Here is a 17,104-nt window from a genome sequence, read left to right on the forward strand (position 1 = left end):
CTCTACTAAAACAACGCTCGAGAGATGTTTATTTCTACGCGTTTACCTTTCTTCTGTCGGACTACTATAAACTGTTTTCAAGTTAATATGCAGTTAAAGGTATGGCATATAAAGATACAATTGTTTATCATTTGCGCGGAGGCTCTCTGAGACATTTTTCCACCTTATCATGGTTAAGATCAACCACTAGGTCAGTCCATCACATCTTTTGTTCTCGAGCTCTCTCATTCTTTCAATTTCAATCTCTCTTTGCGCCCTGGAGTATTTCGTGCAGCACTATAAAGAAGAAGCGTCGAGTCTTATAAAATTGGCTACCCCTGTATTGATAGCTTCCGTCGCTCAGACAGGCATGGGGTTTGTGGACACGGTAATGGCAGGTGGCGTAAGTGCTACTGACATGGCAGCTGTGTCTGTTGCTTCAAGTATTTGGCTTCCATCGATTTTATTTGGCATTGGCTTGTTAATGGCGTTGGTACCTGTTGTTGCACAACTTAACGGCTCTGGTCGTCGGGTAAAAATACCTTTCGAGATTCAGCAAGGCATCGCCATGGCGCTATTCGTTAGCATCCCTATTATTGTGGTGCTCTTACAAACTCAGTTTATTCTTGGGTTTATGGATATAGAAGCGCTGATGGCTGAAAAAACCATAGGCTACATTCACGCTGTCATTTTAGCGGTGCCGGCTTTCCTCCTGTTTCAGGCTTTGAGAAGTTTTACCGATGGGATGTCACTCACTAAACCAGCAATGGTGATCGGCTTTATTGGTTTATTGCTCAACATTCCATTGAACTGGATTTTCGTTTACGGCAAGTTTGGTGCGCCAGAGCTTGGTGGCGTTGGTTGTGGCGTCGCAACAACTATCGTGTACTGGATTATGTTTGCGCTGCTCTTATTTTATGTGGTTACGTCGGAACGACTGAAGAACATCAATATCTTTGCTGAATTCCACCCACCACAACTGAAAGCACAAATTCGTCTGTTTAAGCTCGGTTTTCCTGTTGCTGCTGCGCTATTTTTTGAGGTAACGCTGTTTGCTGTCGTTGCACTTCTGGTGTCCCCTCTTGGTCCGATTATTGTTGCAGCTCACCAGGTCGCGATTAACTTTTCGACTCTTGTGTTCATGCTGCCAATGAGTATTGGTGCCGCTGTTAGTATTCGAGTCGGGCATAAACTTGGAGAAGAAAGTGTAGCAGGCGCCCGAGTGGCATCGCGTGTTGGTATCATGGTTGGTACTGCGATGACTGTTGTGACGGCATTTCTAACGGTAGTATTCCGTGAATTTGTCGCGGAGTTATATACCAGCAACCAAGAAGTTATCAAACTGGCGATGGAACTATTGTTACTTGCTGCAATATATCAGTTTACCGATGCCGTACAAGTGATCGCCGCAGGTGCATTGCGTGGGTATAAAGACATGCGCGCTATCTTTAATCGAACTTTCGTTGCTTATTGGATTTGCGGTTTACCAATGGGTTACATCCTTGGCCGTACCAACTGGATCGTTGAGCCAATGGGCGCGCAAGGTTTCTGGATCGGCTTTATTGTTGGCCTGTCGTCTGCCGCTCTGTTGCTTGGCGTCAGGTTACGTTGGATGCACCACCAAAAGCCAGAGGTTCAATTGAACTTTTCGGTACAATAATCTCCTGTAAAGGCCAGCAATCGCTGGCTTTTTTGATCGAACTGAACCTTAGTCAGGTATACTTTTATACCAAGCCAACTCAGTGATCAGAAAGGAACAGTGTGCGTCTAACCCTATTGTTCTCAATAACATTGCTTTCAGGTTGTACCGACTTTTTCAACCCTGAACAAGCGCTGCTGGATAAATACCATCAGCGCTTGGCGAATGTATTGGACGTTTCAAGCGTTGAGATAACTTCCCTGCCCACCATCACCATTCCTCCTCGACGAGAGCTTTTTCAGCCATTACCCAGACTGACACTCGGACTGTTGGAAAGCTACCAACTTCGTCAGTGTGGCTTGTTTAATCTTTTGGCAGACAAAAACTCACAACTAGGTAAAGTACAGGATGCCTTTCACGATTTAGACTATCAGACATCGTTACTCAGGACTTTGAATTCATGCCTGAATGACTTTCCAATTAGCGATGATGAACGACAGACCCTAACTCTATTGTACGGTCAGAAATGGAGTCACCTGCATACTCACCTTGATAACCTGTTGTTTGCCAGTGAGACGATGCAAAAACAACTCACAGCCTCTGATTGGCTATCTGTCGATAACAAAAACCAAATTGCGATGGTGAGCGAAGCTTTTAACCTCTTAGGTAATATGTATGAAACGCCTAACAAGACTATCTCTCGATTACCGGATATTCATATCGTGCAATACCAGGAAGTGCTGGAGAAGTCTCGCCTTATGGGTCGACTTTACTACTCTCTCGTAAACGCTACCCATTGGCTAAATGAAACCACCCAATTGCTCGACGCAAACCAAAGTAAGATTATTTGCGGCCAGAATCGAGATATCACAACGTTTCGTTACTTAAATAACGTTTTTCAATCTATTTACGTGAAAGAAGTACAACCATATCTGGCCTATTTGGACAGTACATACCAACGCTTGGACAATGGCGTTAACTTAATCGAAAAAAGAATAGACCTTCATGGCGAGTCATACGGACTGATGGATGCTCACAACACGTTCAGAAAAAGAACCCTGGAGCACATACAGTTCTGGCAGGGTATTTTTAAGCGTTGTGGTGTGACAGTGGGAAACGCCGATAAGTAAGAATCGAGCGAGGCTACTCTTTAGAACGCTCGCGCAAAAATCGGGCAAACTTAGGTTTTCCGTTTTGAGTAAACCCGTTGTACCTAAATGTGATAATCGAGCCTAATTGTGGTGGGTTCCGGCGCAACTCGTCTGTAAATCCACTACCAATATAAAACTCTGTACCATCAGGCATACGAACCAGAATCGCGCCCATCATTCCCAGCAATCGACCAGTACCAGGCTTATGTCCGATCACTTGTGCTTCTGTATCGGCAAAACGTTTTAACTTAAGTAAATCACTGCCCCGGCCCGCTTGGTAACGACTAGACACCTTGCGTAACATGACACCTTCACCATCAGCTAACGCGATTTTGTCTAATTGGCTAAATAAGTGCTCTTCATCTTGAATAGTCATGTGCTCGACGTACTTAATGTGTGGCTCGTCCAGCTCATACACCAAGTTTTGGATATTGTAATAGCGCTTCCGATAATCACCCGCAGAGTAAGGCATATCAAACAACATAAAATCTACTTTCTTCCACGCGCTGTCGACTGGTGTTTTGTCCAGAACCGTTTGCTGGACCAAATGAAAATTACCTCGCCCGGCCCAGAGTTCACCATCCAGAGGGTAATCTGGCAATGGTGCTGTAAACCACTTAGGAGCGTGTATCCGGTTTCCATTACGTGTTACAAGGTGTTTTCCCGTCCAGTAAGCACGAATACCATCCAGTTTTTCACTGTACCAGTATTGCGATACATCAATCCCATCTTGATAGGTTTCTGCTAGCGAGACTAAAGGCGCGACAGTTGGATGGGCTTGAACGTGCGTGGATGCCATAATGGCGAGTGCGATCAATGTCATTTTTATGGGCATAGGGAGGAACCTTGTTCAAAAAATCTCCCATATTGAAGCGCAACTTTCTTCGATAACCTATTTGTCAGTAATTATTCTTCGACTCACAACAATGATTGTCAGTAAGACTCTGCAACTTTAAGACTGATCTTTAGACAAGGTTTGACTGTTGCTTGTGCTTAATCCTGCCACTGGTGTCGCATCTTCTCGATCGTTGCCGTTGGGACATTGTGAATGCTCTGATATTCACCATCACACACTTTTATCTCGACCTCGATACCCTTCTTTTTACAGTAATCCAGATACCGCTTCATTTCCCAAAGGCGAACAAAAGTATTGCTCACTATGACGGTTTTACCTTGGTTTAACCATCTTCGAGCTTGACGGAAACACCACTCATGAGCTTGAGGAAGTTGCTGTGGATTGAAGTGGTACTCCCCACTTTCTTTTTCAAAGTACATGTCCGCTTCAAAATGTTTAGCATCGAGCATTGGTACCAGCTGTTTAGCCAGCGTTGTTTTTCCAGAACCCGGAAGACCACGAATTAGAATGAGCTTATTGATAGACATGATTTAACAATTTTGAAGTTGGCGACGCACAAACTCTAAATGAATTTATTAAAAAGGAAAGAACAAATAAAAATGCCGAGCTTAAAAAGCTCGGCATTGAAATCGTGTGTTTCAGATAGACTATTTGTATGCAGGTAGCTCGGTTCTTAAACCCTTAACCAAGCTGACACACATAACCAGCAAAACTAATGTAAACGGCAAGCCTGTTGCGACAACGCCAGACTGTAGTGCCTGCAAGGCTTCTTTACCGCCTATCCAAAGCATAACCGCCGCGATTGCCCCTTCAATACATGCCCAGAAAATTCGCTGAGGTACTGGTGCATCAATTTTACCGCCAGCTGTAATGCTATCGATTACCAAAGAACCGGAATCCGACGACGTTACAAAGAACACCAAAATCAGGCCGATAGAAAGAATCGAAATTACCGAGCTGTATGGCAGTTGGTCATACACATGGAACAGAGTCAGAGAAATGTCCGTTAGGCCGTTTGTCCCCAGCTCACCCACTTTGTTCACGACCTGATCAAGTGCAATGCCACCAAAAATAGCCATCCAGATAAGTGTAACCACTGTTGGAATGATAATAACTGCACAGATGAATTCTCGTACTGTACGACCTTTCGATACTCGCGCGATAAACATACCGACAAATGGCGACCAAGAAACCCACCACGCCCAGTAGAATACAGTCCAACCTTGCATCCAAGTTTCATCTTCTCGACCGTGAGGGTTACTCAGCGGAATGATGTACTCGATATACGCTTTGGTTGTATCAAAAATTGACGTAAAGGCGGTGTCGAAGCTGATGAAGGTAATGAAAATAAGCAATGCAAAAGCGACCACCATGTTGACATTACTAAGCACCTTAACACCACCATCGATGCCACGAACGACCGAAAGTACCGCAATGAAGGTCACAAAGGCGATCACGGTCATTTGAGTGCCGATACCACCATCAAGACCAAATACATGGTTGATACCACTTGTCGCTTGCTGGGCACCCAAACCCAATGAAGTCGCCAAACCAAACAGCGTCGAAAGTACCGCCAGAATGTCGATGACGTGACCTAACCAACCCCATGCACGGTCACCAAAAATTGGGTAAAAAGCAGAGCGTAGTGACAGTGGTAAGCCCTTGTTAAATGCAAAGAAGGCAAGAGCTAGTGCAACAAGGGCGTAGATACCCCAACCATGAACACCCCAGTGAAACATGGTCGCAGCCATTGCTAACGATTTTGCTTCTTCAGAGTATGGTTCCGCATTTAATGGCATTCCCCACCAATCAGTGAAGTACGCGGTTGGCTCTGCAACACTCCAGAACAGAAGACCAATACCCATACCTGCAGCAAATAGCATGGATAACCAAGATACTCTTGAATGATCAGGTGTTGCGTCTTTGCCACCTAAGCGAATTTTTCCCAGCGGCGATAACAGTAAAACAACGGCGAATAATACGAAGAAGTTCGCTGACCACATGAAAAACGCATCAAATTGCTCAATGATTCCGTTTTTAACACCGTTCAAAGCATCTCGAGCGGTATTAGGGTCAACTAAAAGCAATGAAATAAGACATAAAACAATAAGACCGGCACTGATTCCGAAAACAGGGTTGTGAACGTCAAATCCCCACTTTTGTACGTTATCCTGCCCTACCTGATAATCTGTTGTCTCGATACTATATTTTTTAAATGAAGCTTTATCCATAAATACAAATTTAACGTTAATTTGAAACGCTCCTCAAATGAGAAGAACTCCAATACGCCCTCCAATAATTTGAGCTCTAAAGTTTTTAATCGCGACGAATATTAACATTAGTCACAAAAATATGCAAAAGTGATGCTTTTATTGCATTTAAAAGACAGTTCATTTTCAAAAACAGCAAAATAAACACTATGATGTCTAATGATTATCTCTCGCTATAATAACCATTGCTCTCATATTGTGGGTGGGCGCTAAACAAAAAAGTGGCCCTCGCTGAATCGCAAGTGACCACTTTATGGCTTTCGCAAAAACTAAGAAGTGAATTTGCCTGGGCGAGATGTTTATAAGAAATGGAACGTAACGTTGCCGGTAAAGCTACTAACTGAATCGCTGTCGCCATCGATATCGACACCAAAAGCCTGGTAACTTGCACCAACTGAGATGTTATCTAGCAAAAAGTACTCTGCACCGACACCATACATATAAGAGACGCCATCATCTTTATCGATAGCACTCAACGAACCTTTATAGTCAACGTTAAAAGCATTGATGCCACCCTTGGCATAAATATGGAACGGGCCAAAATCGATGCTTGGCTTAACCGCTAAATAGAGTGAAGAGAAATCCCCATCGCCTTTGGTTCCATCCACATTCAGTCCAACTTTGCCATGGTTAAAGTAACCCGCTTCGATACCGATTAGCGGCAAAATCCCCGTACCGACGTGTAAGCCGTAGGTTGTATCACTTTCGCCTTCAATATCAGATTGACCGATTTGTCCGCCAGCATATAGCCACGAATCCGCGAGCGCAGACGTTGAACACAACGCCAAAGCCAATATCGAGAGTTTTGTTTTCATAGTCATACCATCCTTTGTAAGTCTGCGTGATTTCACGCTCCTAGCTCATAGTTTAATGATCACTATATATTGGAAGGTATAGAGAAATTAAGATCAAAGAATGAATAATTTATATTCAATTCGTTGTAGTGTGATATCAATTCAGACAGAGAGGCAAGTCGAAGTCACTATCAGAAACAAAAACACCGGCTTAAAGCCGGTGTTTTATCACTCTCGGATATGTCGAAAATTATAGGAAGTGCAAAGATGCATTCACAGAGAACGTACCGATATCGTCTTTATCTGCTGTGTAGTTCATGTAGCTTGCGCCCACAGAAAGTGGACCAAAGATGAAGTATTCAGCACCAACACCGTACATTAGATCGAAGTCGTCATCGTCGCTACCGCCTTTCACTTCTTTATCCCATTGGTGGATACCACCTTTTGCGTAAATGTGCAGTGGGCCGAAATCGATGCTTGGCTTTAGCGCTGCGTAGTAAGAGGTAAGTTTTGTATCGCGACCATCAACGTTAAATTCACCGTGTTGAGTCACACCAGCTTCAATACCGATGATTGGAAGAATACCTGTACCTACGTGTACTGAGTAAGATGTATCCGTCTCGCCTTTGTAATCAGACTGACCTACAGATGCGCCACCGTAAATCCAAGAATCTGCCATTGCCGCAGAAGATGCGCTAAGTAGTGCCACTGCTAATAGAGTTTTTTTCATCATTTACCTTTTACTCTTTTCATTCCTACGTCTTATCAATCTGACGTAGACACTGCAAATACAAGGGAGGCAAACTATTGCCTCCCTAGAACTAAAAACAACACATTTATCAAATACTAGCAATTACTATACCAGTAACCGAACGAGCGTTGATATAAATAACTGTCACCATTGTACTTTACGGCTAACAAGCATCAATCGCGTTTTTGACTCGTTTGTCAGACACCGGATACGGAGTGCCTAATTGCTGAGCAAAATAACTGACTCGCAATTCTTCTAGCATCCAACGCACTTCTTTTACGTTTTCTGGAATAGCCATGCCTTTTGGAATCTTATTCAATAACTCTTTGTAGTCCTTGGTTACTGACTCGATTTTCAACATATGCAGGCGATCTTTATTCGGATCGATTGGCAACTTCTCCATACGGCGTTCAATTGCACGCATGTAACGGAGAATGTCTGGCAGACGTTTCCAGCCACACTCAGTAGCAAAGCCTTTGAAGATCAAACCCTCGATTTGAGCTTTGATGTCTGACAGTGCAAACGCCATGGTAAAGTCGATCTTACCTTTCAACTTCTTATTGATGTTAAAGGCGGTCGTCAAAATGGTTTCTACTTGCTTAGCAATTTCAACCACGGTATCGCCGAGTTCAGCACGAACGTGTTCTTTCAACTTTTCAAATTGCTCTGGTTCCCAAACTAATCCGCCCTGCTCTTCGATAAGCTTATCGACGCCACAAGCAATACAGTCATCAATCAGATCCAGTACTTTTCCATACGGGTTAAAGTACAAGCCCAGTTTTGATTTGTTCGGCAAATTAGCATGCAAGTATTTAATAGGCGATGGCACATTCAACAAAATTAAACGACGCTGACCAGCACGCATCGCCGAGATTTGCTCGTATTCTGTCTCGTACAGTTTGATTTCAACGCTATCTTTCGTATCGACAAGGGCTGGGTACGCTTTCACATCATAACCGCCGCGTTTTTGTTGATACACTTTTGGCAGTTCGCCAAAGCTCCACGTATGCAAGCCCTGCTGCTCGATATCATCGTCAGCCACTTTTGAAAGCGTTTCCTGAACTTTCTCTTTCAGGCTTTCTTTCAGCTCATGAAGGTCTTTGTTCTCCTTCAGCTTACGATTGCGATGATCAACAGCGCGGAATGTCACTTTCAAGTGTTCCGGTACCTGATCCAGCTTCCAGTCTTCACGCAGTACTTCTACACCCGTCATGCGTCGTAACTCTTTCTCAAGTGAGTCAAGAAGCGGTGCTTCCATTGGCGTAGAACGAGCTAAGAACGCATCTGCGTAATTTGGCGCTGGCACAAAGTTCTTACGAATGGTTTTTGGCAACGACTTAATCAGGCTCACCACAAGTTCATGGCGCAGACCTGGGATCTGCCAGTCAAAACCGGCTTGTTCCACCTGGTTAAGAATTGGTAGTGGTAGATAAACCGTTACACCGTCACTATCATCGCCTGGTTCAAACTGATAGCTAAGCTTGAGTTTTAAACCATTTTGGTGCCAGAAGTTCGGGTAGTCTAAGTCAGTAACATGGCTGGCATCGCCCTTGAAAAGCATCTCTTTTTCAAAGTTGAGCAGTTCCTTGTTTTCTTTCGACGCTTTTTTCCACCATGAATCAAAGTGTTTACCAGAAACCACTTCGGTACCGACGCGTTGGTCGTAGAAATCAAATAGCTCATCGTCATCGACCAAAATATCGCGACGACGAGATTTATGTTCCAGCTCTTCGACTTCTTGCAATAGTTTGCGGTTTTGCTTGAAGAACGCGTGTTTGGTTTCCCACTCGCCCTCAACTAACGCACTACGAATGAAGATTTCACGACTGATAGATGCATCGATGTTACCGTAATTCACCAGACGTTTAGGGACGATTGGCACTCCATACAGCATAACTTTTTCGTACGCCATAACCGCAGCGCGTTTCTTCGACCAGTGCGGTTCGCTGTAGCTGCGTTTGATTAAGTGCTTGGCTAATGGCTCAATCCATTCAGGCTGAATTTTTGCAATAATTCGACCCCAAAGTTTTGAAGTTTCTACCAACTCCGCTGACATGATCCATTTAGGCTGCTTCTTAAACAAGCCCGATGCAGGGAAGATATGGAAACGGGCATTACGCGCACCCTGATACTCATTCTTCTCCTGATCTTTCATACCGATGTGAGATAACAGGCCAACCAGAATTGCGCTGTGCACACCATGATATGAAGCAGGCTCGTCATTGAGCTTAAATTCCATTTCACGCATGGATTGGTGAATTTGGAAATAAACGTCTTGCCACTCGCGAACACGCAAGTAGTTCAAGTAATCTTGCTTACACTGTTTACGGAACTGATTACCCGTCAGCGCTTTTTGCTGCTTCTGAATGTAATCCCAAAGATTTACTAACGTCAGGAAGTCAGACTCTTCATGGAAAAAGCGACGGTGCTTATCGTCTGAAGATTGTTGTTTGTCCGATGGGCGCTCACGTGGGTCTTGGATCGACAACGCGGCTGCAATCACCATCAATTCTTTTAACGCACCGTACTTTGGTGCTTCTAACACCATGCGCGCTAAACGCGGGTCGATTGGTAATCGTGCCAGTTGGCGACCCGTTGGGGTAAGGCGTTTTTTCGGATCTTTTGCATCTGAATTAATCGCACCCAACTCTTCTAGCAGGCGTACACCGTCTTGAATGTTGCGTTTGTCTGGCGCTTCAACAAATGGGAACGCTTGAATATCGCCTAAACCAAGAGCCGTCATTTGCAGGATTACCGACGCTAGGTTGGTACGCAGAATTTCTGGATCGGTAAACTCTGGGCGTGACTCGAAATCTTCCTCTGAGTAGAGGCGAATACAGATACCCTCTTCCACACGACCACAACGACCTTTACGCTGGTTAGCACTTGCCTGAGAAACAGGCTCAATTGGAAGACGCTGTACTTTAGTTCGGTAGCTGTATCGACTGATACGCGCGGTACCTGGGTCAATCACATATTTGATGCCCGGAACGGTTAACGACGTTTCCGCTACGTTGGTTGCCAATACAATGCGGCGCCCAGCGTGTGGTTGGAATATCTTGTTCTGTTCACCAGCCGATAAACGCGCATACAAAGGTACAATCTCTGTACTCTTAAGATTACGTTTAGAAAGCGCATCTGCCGTATCACGGATTTCACGTTCACCGTTCATGAAGATCAGAATATCGCCCAAGCCTTCATCGCACAGCTCATCGACGGCTTCGAAGATACCTTCTAGCTGGTCACGATCGTTATCCTCATCGCCGCTTAACGGACGGTAACGCGTTTCTACTGGGTAAGTACGACCAGACACCTCAATAATTGGGGCATCGTTGAAGTGCTTGGAAAAACGTTCCGGATCGATGGTTGCCGACGTAATGATGACTTTTAAATCTGGACGACGTGGCAGAAGCTCTTTTAGGTAGCCCAAAATAAAATCGATGTTCAGGCTACGCTCGTGCGCTTCATCGATGATAATGGTGTCGTATTGATTCAAGAAACGGTCATGCTGAATTTCTGCCAGCAAAATACCGTCCGTCATCAATTTAATCTGAGTGTTCTCTGAGATTTGATCGTTAAATCGAACTTTATAACCAACAAATTCACCGAGCTTAGTTTCCATCTCTTCCGCGATGCGATTTGCTACGGAACGCGCAGCAAGACGACGAGGCTGAGTATGACCGATCAGGCCAAATTTACCACGGCCAAGCTCTGCACAAATTTTTGGTATCTGCGTAGTTTTACCCGAACCCGTTTCACCAGCAATAATAACCACTTGGTTTTCATCAATCGCCTTTGCAATGTCGTCTTTCTTTTGACTGACAGGCAGGATCGCAGGATATTCGATTTTTGGCTGATAACTGCCACGTTGTTCGACTTCCATCATCGACTTAGCAATGTCTAAAGCGATTTCATCAAACACGACATTACGCGATGCATCTTTCTTAATTTTACTTGCGCCAGAAATACGTTTACTTAAGCGAAAACGGTCGCGCATCATGCACTGATTCAGTGCTTTGCGTAGCGAGGCGGCATTGTTCACTTGAGCATGAGGCGCTTGAACTTTCTTTGCTCCATTTTCTGGCGCAGATTGCGCTTCAGCGGAGGTTTTCTTTGTAGGCTGTGACGAAGTCAAAGCGTTTCCTATTCTTTTCATTACATAAAACTGCGCGAATTGTATCACAACAGGGCCAAGACAAGACAACTGAAAGCTTATTCAATTTTTTCGAACAACTTAAGCAAACAAGTCGGGTTTAGAACCTCAGCCCATTGCTTATAATGCATCACATAGTCGAAAGCACTTATTTAAGGAATAACCATTATGTCTCGTGTACTAGCTCTAAAATCAAGCATCCTTGGCGACAACTCACAATCAAACAAGTTGGTTGAAGAGTTCATCAAAAACGTAGCTCAAGACAAACTAACGGTTCGTGATTTAGCGGCGAACCCATTGCCAGTGCTTGATCTTACCGTAGCGACAGCACTACGCTCGACAGGTGACCTTTCTCAGGAACAACAGCAAGTTGTTGAGTTGTCAGACTCGCTTATCGAAGAAGTGAAAGCTGCGGATACGCTAGTCATTGCAGCGCCAATGTATAACTTCACGATTCCAACTCAGCTTAAAAACTGGATTGACTTGATTGCTCGTGCAGGTGTGACATTTAAATACACAGAAAATGGCGTTCAAGGTCTGTTTGAAAACAAAAAAGCGATTGTTGTAACGACTCGTGGCGGTATTCACAAAGATGCTCCGACAGACAACATCACGCCTTACCTACGCACGGTGCTTGGTTTTGTTGGTATCGCTGATGTGGAGTTTGTTTACGCTGAAGCCCTAAACATGGGTGAAGATGCGGCAGCAAAAGGTATCACTGAAGCTCAGAGCCAACTAGCAACGCTAGCGTAAGCTTGATTCAATTAGCATGAATACAAAGGGATGGCCCAAATAGCCATCCCTTTTTCATTGACCACTTCACTTTGCTAATAAGAAGTCCTTTACCAGCAAGCACCACAGTGTTGGGTTATGAACCTTCTGTTTGATCATCATCTGCGGTCTTCTCTATGTTTTCTAACGCGTTCTTATAGAGTTGCTCTAATACTTCTTCAGCCTCCTGAACCATGCGCTCTACCATTGCATCAAACGCGACATCGCTGGGTATCTCTATTTCCTCACCCACACGCACTTCTATTGAGTCAACGTAAAGCACTAACCATCCGTCGCCTTCCATATGCCCTTCTCCGTTAACCACAAAGAATCGCTTGGCGAACTCGTCATTAGTGCAATTTGTTCCCTCAATCTGAATGTTATATGAAGAATCAATGCTCATCGTGCTAATGCCATCAAATTTATCGGATGCATTGCAAATGGCTTTAACCTTTGCGCGATAAACAAATTTCAGCTGGGATAATAGTGTATTAGTTTTCATCTCACTGAGAATGGGTGATATTTTTCGCGGTGACAAATCCGACCTTTTGATCTCGTTGCAAAATGGAAAGACATTCAAGCCCCAACCATAAATGCCAGAAGTGAGGCATGCCGGAGCCATTTCACGTATTTTCTATAAAATTGGTCGATAAAAAAGCAATCATTCGTTAATTGAAACTTTACGCTTATGTTCTTTCTAAATGGGCCGTTACAATGTGAAATGTTGTCATATACGTGACAGAATAAATCTTATGCTTTGATAAATTGGCATTGAATCTCGTTGAAATAGAATGAATTACCTAACGAGTTGTGCCAGTTATGTCGCTAGCCCTAACGATAACGAATAAAAAGTGAAAGTATCAGAACTCATTTCCATCCTTAATAATTTGCCGACCAACACTGACCCAGATATTGTTATGGGAGAAGAGTGGCTGCCGGAAAGATTGGTGGAAACACAACTCGACGGCAATCTGTTATTTTTGAGCTTCGACAATGCACCAGAAGAATGTCAGGCAGAAGAAGGTCGGGGTTTCGTTGACCATGAAATTGACTTAATTCGTACTCGATTACGACAGGTTCTGGACGAAGACAGTGATAACGATTCGAAGACAGAAGCGATGCTAGGTTTGTTTCTTGCGGGTCACGAATTGAGTAGCGCTCAAGTAGTAGAAATATTAGAAGAATCAGACAAATAAGGAACCAGTTTGGCTGCATCATTAGACAAAACCCAACATCCTCATCTTCCCCTTATCATTGCGGGCCCTATTCTCCGCAAAGTGACCGCATCAGAAGTGAATATTTGGCTGGTCACGACCAAGCCATTAGAAGGGTTCATCGAAATCAACGATGCAAACTCTGCGACTTCGTTTCACTCAGAGGACTTTGAAAAGCTCACTCAACTTCAGGTTGGTGAGCAAGCTTGGGTTTGTTTACTGTCATTAAAAGCTGACTTCCCTACTCATCAGCCACTTCGATATCAGCTCCACACGCAAGACGGTCTGCTAACAGAGCTACTGCCTCACTTGTGTTATGAGCACGACAACCATATGCATAAGGGCATTGAATTTTTAATCAGTGAAAAAGCCGATTATGTCCTTCATGGTTCTTGCCGCAACCCACAACATTTTAGTGACGATGCTTTAGTTGCAGCCGATGCAAAGGTGGCTCAGCAAAGCGTAGAATCTCGCCCAGACATGCTCATCATGAGCGGTGATCAGGTTTATGTTGATCATGTAGCTGGACCAACCTTAGATGCAATTGAACAAGTAATCGAGTTACTGGGATTGCCGGATGAGCAATTTCAACAAGAACCAATCACCGACACCAAAGCGCTTTATCAACACGCTGCGTGTTTTTATGGCCGCGACCAGTTGCTACCGCATTACGTCGATGACGGTAGCCTGCTCAGTCAGTTTTTTCCTCACCGTGGCACGCCTATTTTCAGCTCTAAAGAGTGTGAAAATCACCTGATCAGTTTTGCCGAATGTTTTGCCATGTACCTCTTGGTTTGGTCGCCGACGCTTTGGCACCTCATCAAACGTGACCGATTACTGGAGAATCAATTCCTTGTCGGAGGCAACACGCTAGCGCCCAACTGGCAACAAAAATGGCGTGAGGAAAAAGCGCAAATAGATAAATTTGTCAGCGGATTAGACCGCGTACAGCGCCTTCTTGCGCACCTTCCGACTTACATGATATTTGATGATCACGATGTGACGGACGACTGGAACTTAACCATTGGCTGGGAACAAGCAGCATACACCAACCTTTTTGCAAAACGAATAATCGGAAATAGCCTGATCGCCTATTGGTGTTGTCAGGGCTGGGGCAACTCACCGGAAAAATTCGATGATGCGTTTATGGTCCACATAAAAGATTTTCTTGAGCAACGCACTGCCGAAGCTCAAGATGACCTGATTCAGTACCTCTATCGCTTCGAGAACTGGCATTACACCATTCCGACCTCCCCCAAAGTCGTGGTTTTGGATACCCGAACTCGTCGCTGGCGGTCAGAATCTAAAATGAATAAGCCGTCTGGCTTGATGGACTGGGAAGCGTTAATTGAGTTTCATCAAGAACTGGTTCACGAAGATAAAGTGATCATCGTATCTGCAGCGCCGATGTTCGGTGTGAAATTTATAGAATCGCTGCAACGCGTGTTTACCATGTTTGGTAAGCCATTATTGGTGGATGCCGAAAACTGGATGGCGCATCCCGGCAGTGCGAACACGCTCGTCAGTATTTTCACTCATACTAAAACACCGACTAACTTTGTGATTTTGTCAGGGGATGTCCATTACTCTTTTGCTTACGACATCAAATTACGCTTTCGAAAAAGCAGCCCTAACATCTATCAAATCACCTGTAGCGGTATTAAGAATCAATTTCCGACAAGACTACTCACTATCTGTGATGCGCTGGATAGAATGCTATACAGCCCTCGCTCGCCACTAAACTGGTTCACCAAGCGTAAACGACTCAAAATTTATAAGCGTGCGCCAAGTAGTCATAACTTTTATCGTTTGGTTAACCACAGTGCGATCGGAGAACTACATCTCGATGATGACGGTAAGCCTAGTAAAATCAGTATACTTACCGCAGATAACCAAGAAGTTCATTTCCCACCGACGAGAATAGAAAATTGATCACCTTGATTGATAGCGTCGTATTCTAAATGTAAAGAATTCGTAATTTCAGGTTTCACCCCTTGAGATTTAAGTCACATATAACCATGTTTAAAAGATAGTTATCAGTTTGGTGTTTACTATGTTCAATTCTCTTACATCTCTATTTAAACAGCTTCTCGATGGCGAGGATCTGGCACAGACTCATACCGTGTCTCCCAACATGGCGATTGCATGCTTACTTTGTGAAGTGTCCGGCGCCGACCACCAAGTGGATGAAAAAGAGCTAGCAACAAAACATTCTCTCTTAATGAAGTTGCTTTCGCTGAGCGCTACAGAGGCGACACAATTACTGGACAAAGCGGCACAAACAACAAAAGAGTCCGCATCATTGTATGACTTCACTTCTCAACTAAGAGAGTTAACTCAAGAAACACGTTACAACTTGATAAAGAGTATGTGGGAAGTGGCGTATTCTGACGGGCAAATTGACCCGCTTGAAGATGCAGTTATCCGTAAGACGGCAGAATTGCTCTATGTCGACCACAAAGACTTTATTCGTGCCAAACTGCAATCACAGTAGTGTCACCACCTACTCGTCACCCAATAAAAAACGCGCTGAAGATCAGCGCGTTTTTATTTTATAGAAGCCAACGTGTTGTTATTAAGACTGGTCAAGATTTGAATTTGTTTGACAAGGTTGAGATTAGACAAACTCCATGACAGAAAAACACAAGTTGGATTAAAGATTCATTACAAACCCACAACTAAAGCATAGTCAGTGCGAGTTTGGCTAGGTTATACGCGTCAACATAACCAGAGTGTTGGCGGCCTTCCCATTCAATCCCTTTCGCTTCTTGGGCAGCGCGATGACCAATGCGCTTTTCTTTGAGACGGTTTTGAATACGGTAAAGTGTCGCTAGGTTAATGAACTCGGTAAATGGCGCTTCGATGCCCTTTTGTTTGCACTCATCAAGTAAAATCGTGTCATCTCGCCCCCATGAGGCGTAAATTTTGTTACGGCCACCGAAGTTCTTAACCATAGACTTCAAAACTTCTTCAAGTGGTCGACCTTGTTTCTCGATTTTACGTGGTGTAATCCCCGTTAGCTCGGCGCAGAACAACGAGACTTCATCTTGTTCTGGCTTAACGTAGTACTGAGCACGTTTAACGATCTCACCTTTGGACAAATCTATTTCAGCCAACCCGACTTCGATGATCTCGCCAGTACGGCCAACGCCATTCTCGTTCCAGCAACACATTTCTAAATCGAAGCAGACGATACGGTTATGGTTCATAGTTTGTCTTGATTCCTAACATAGATTTTAAAGCGAGAGATTCTACCTCAATGGCAGGTAAAACTCGAATGCGCTTGCCGATTTAATCACCGATTGCACTGGGTTAACGCTATTTTATAAAGTGATTCGACAAATTTAGGTTCTTATACTGCTGTATGAACACGATGTATAACGTCGGTGAAAACCGAGGCAAGTTGTCATTAATTGCGGAAATATCGTACTTCTGGCATACCATGGCCTTTAAAGCGTGTTCCAATCGTTGGTTTTTCGCGCTAATCGTGCGGTAAATTTACGAATTATTACAGCGTTAAGCCTTG

The 17,104-nt window shown here is 44.1% G+C and carries 14 protein-coding genes; 6 read left to right on the forward strand and 8 right to left on the reverse strand.

What is annotated here, in order from left to right; genetic code table 11:
* Nucleotides 1–268 precede the first annotated feature (268 nt).
* Both L9Q40_RS20670 and L9Q40_RS20675 read left to right on the forward strand, forming a co-directional pair.
* Entirely contained in the window at nt 269–1,639 is a 1,371-nt protein-coding gene (locus tag L9Q40_RS20670; RefSeq protein WP_014231784.1) for an MATE family efflux transporter, read from the forward strand.
* A gap of 101 nt (nt 1,640–1,740) precedes the next feature.
* Nucleotides 1,741–2,748, forward strand: coding sequence for a DUF3080 domain-containing protein (locus L9Q40_RS20675; RefSeq protein ID WP_498794460.1), 1,008 nt, complete (start codon nt 1,741–1,743; stop codon nt 2,746–2,748).
* Nucleotides 2,749–2,761: 13 nt separating this feature from the next.
* Here L9Q40_RS20675 and L9Q40_RS20680 read toward each other — a convergent pair whose 3' ends face one another.
* From L9Q40_RS20680 to hrpA, 6 genes are all read right to left on the reverse strand, one after another.
* A complete protein-coding gene (locus L9Q40_RS20680; RefSeq protein WP_498794461.1) occupies nt 2,762–3,604 on the reverse strand; it encodes a DNA ligase in 843 nt (280 codons plus the stop codon).
* A gap of 158 nt (nt 3,605–3,762) precedes the next feature.
* Entirely contained in the window at nt 3,763–4,152 is a 390-nt protein-coding gene (locus L9Q40_RS20685) for an ATP-binding protein (protein WP_498794462.1), read from the reverse strand.
* Between the two features lie 120 nt (nt 4,153–4,272).
* Nucleotides 4,273–5,856 carry a BCCT family transporter gene (locus tag L9Q40_RS20690; protein ID WP_498794463.1) on the reverse strand — a complete coding sequence of 528 codons (1,584 nt, stop codon included), beginning with the start codon at nt 5,854–5,856 and terminating at the stop codon, nt 4,273–4,275.
* Nucleotides 5,857–6,194: 338 nt separating this feature from the next.
* Nucleotides 6,195–6,710: a porin family protein gene (locus tag L9Q40_RS20695; protein ID WP_498794464.1), complete on the reverse strand. Its 516-nt coding sequence runs from the start codon at nt 6,708–6,710 to the stop codon at nt 6,195–6,197.
* Between the two features lie 229 nt (nt 6,711–6,939).
* Nucleotides 6,940–7,419: an outer membrane beta-barrel protein gene (locus tag L9Q40_RS20700; protein ID WP_014231778.1), complete on the reverse strand. Its 480-nt coding sequence runs from the start codon at nt 7,417–7,419 to the stop codon at nt 6,940–6,942.
* 184 nt (nt 7,420–7,603) lie between these two features.
* On the reverse strand, nt 7,604–11,575 hold the full coding sequence (gene hrpA / locus L9Q40_RS20705) for an ATP-dependent RNA helicase HrpA (RefSeq protein WP_498794466.1): 3,972 nt from the start codon (nt 11,573–11,575) through the stop codon (nt 7,604–7,606).
* Between the two features lie 186 nt (nt 11,576–11,761).
* Here hrpA and L9Q40_RS20710 point away from each other — a divergent pair, with 186 nt between their 5' ends.
* Nucleotides 11,762–12,346: an FMN-dependent NADH-azoreductase gene (locus tag L9Q40_RS20710; protein ID WP_014231776.1), complete on the forward strand. Its 585-nt coding sequence runs from the start codon at nt 11,762–11,764 to the stop codon at nt 12,344–12,346.
* Nucleotides 12,347–12,461: 115 nt separating this feature from the next.
* Here the strand turns inward: L9Q40_RS20710 and L9Q40_RS20715 are convergent, their stop codons facing one another.
* Nucleotides 12,462–12,767 carry a hypothetical protein gene (locus L9Q40_RS20715; RefSeq protein WP_498794468.1) on the reverse strand — a complete coding sequence of 102 codons (306 nt, stop codon included), beginning with the start codon at nt 12,765–12,767 and terminating at the stop codon, nt 12,462–12,464.
* Between the two features lie 448 nt (nt 12,768–13,215).
* Here L9Q40_RS20715 and L9Q40_RS20720 point away from each other — a divergent pair, with 448 nt between their 5' ends.
* The 3 genes from L9Q40_RS20720 (at nt 13,216) to L9Q40_RS20730 (ending at nt 16,072) form a co-directional block, all read left to right on the forward strand.
* The gene (locus tag L9Q40_RS20720) at nt 13,216–13,560 is read left to right on the forward strand and encodes a VC1380 family protein (RefSeq protein ID WP_014231774.1); all 345 of its coding nucleotides are present in this window, start codon (nt 13,216–13,218) and stop codon (nt 13,558–13,560) included.
* Nucleotides 13,561–13,569: 9 nt separating this feature from the next.
* Entirely contained in the window at nt 13,570–15,510 is a 1,941-nt protein-coding gene (locus L9Q40_RS20725) for an alkaline phosphatase D family protein (RefSeq protein ID WP_498794470.1), read from the forward strand.
* A 121-nt stretch (nt 15,511–15,631) separates the two neighbouring features.
* Nucleotides 15,632–16,072 (forward strand): tellurite resistance TerB family protein, encoded by a 441-nt coding sequence (locus L9Q40_RS20730; RefSeq protein ID WP_329351754.1) that lies wholly within the window; start codon nt 15,632–15,634, stop codon nt 16,070–16,072.
* A 184-nt stretch (nt 16,073–16,256) separates the two neighbouring features.
* Here L9Q40_RS20730 and L9Q40_RS20735 read toward each other — a convergent pair whose 3' ends face one another.
* Nucleotides 16,257–16,787 (reverse strand): 3'-5' exonuclease, encoded by a 531-nt coding sequence (locus tag L9Q40_RS20735; RefSeq protein WP_014231771.1) that lies wholly within the window; start codon nt 16,785–16,787, stop codon nt 16,257–16,259.
* Nucleotides 16,788–17,104 lie beyond the last annotated feature (317 nt).

Origin of the sequence: Allocatenococcus thiocycli (assembly GCF_921292965.1) — a bacterium.
In the GTDB taxonomy this organism is placed as follows: Bacteria; Pseudomonadota; Gammaproteobacteria; order Enterobacterales; family Vibrionaceae; genus Vibrio; species Vibrio natriegens.

Bases quoted from the DNA above. Each gene is read 5' to 3' on its own strand.
- L9Q40_RS20680 (WP_498794461.1), bottom strand. From the start codon at position 3,604: ATGCCCATAAAAATGACATTGATCGCACTCGCCATTATGGCATCCACG.
- L9Q40_RS20685 (WP_498794462.1), bottom strand. From the start codon at position 4,152: ATGTCTATCAATAAGCTCATTCTAATTCGTGGTCTTCCGGGTTCTGGA.
- L9Q40_RS20690 (WP_498794463.1), bottom strand. From the start codon at position 5,856: ATGGATAAAGCTTCATTTAAAAAATATAGTATCGAGACAACAGATTAT.
- L9Q40_RS20695 (WP_498794464.1), bottom strand. From the start codon at position 6,710: ATGAAAACAAAACTCTCGATATTGGCTTTGGCGTTGTGTTCAACGTCT.
- L9Q40_RS20700 (WP_014231778.1), bottom strand. From the start codon at position 7,419: ATGAAAAAAACTCTATTAGCAGTGGCACTACTTAGCGCATCTTCTGCG.
- L9Q40_RS20710 (WP_014231776.1), top strand. From the start codon at position 11,762: ATGTCTCGTGTACTAGCTCTAAAATCAAGCATCCTTGGCGACAACTCA.
- L9Q40_RS20715 (WP_498794468.1), bottom strand. From the start codon at position 12,767: ATGAGCATTGATTCTTCATATAACATTCAGATTGAGGGAACAAATTGC.
- L9Q40_RS20730 (WP_329351754.1), top strand. From the start codon at position 15,632: ATGTTCAATTCTCTTACATCTCTATTTAAACAGCTTCTCGATGGCGAG.
- L9Q40_RS20735 (WP_014231771.1), bottom strand. From the start codon at position 16,787: ATGAACCATAACCGTATCGTCTGCTTCGATTTAGAAATGTGTTGCTGG.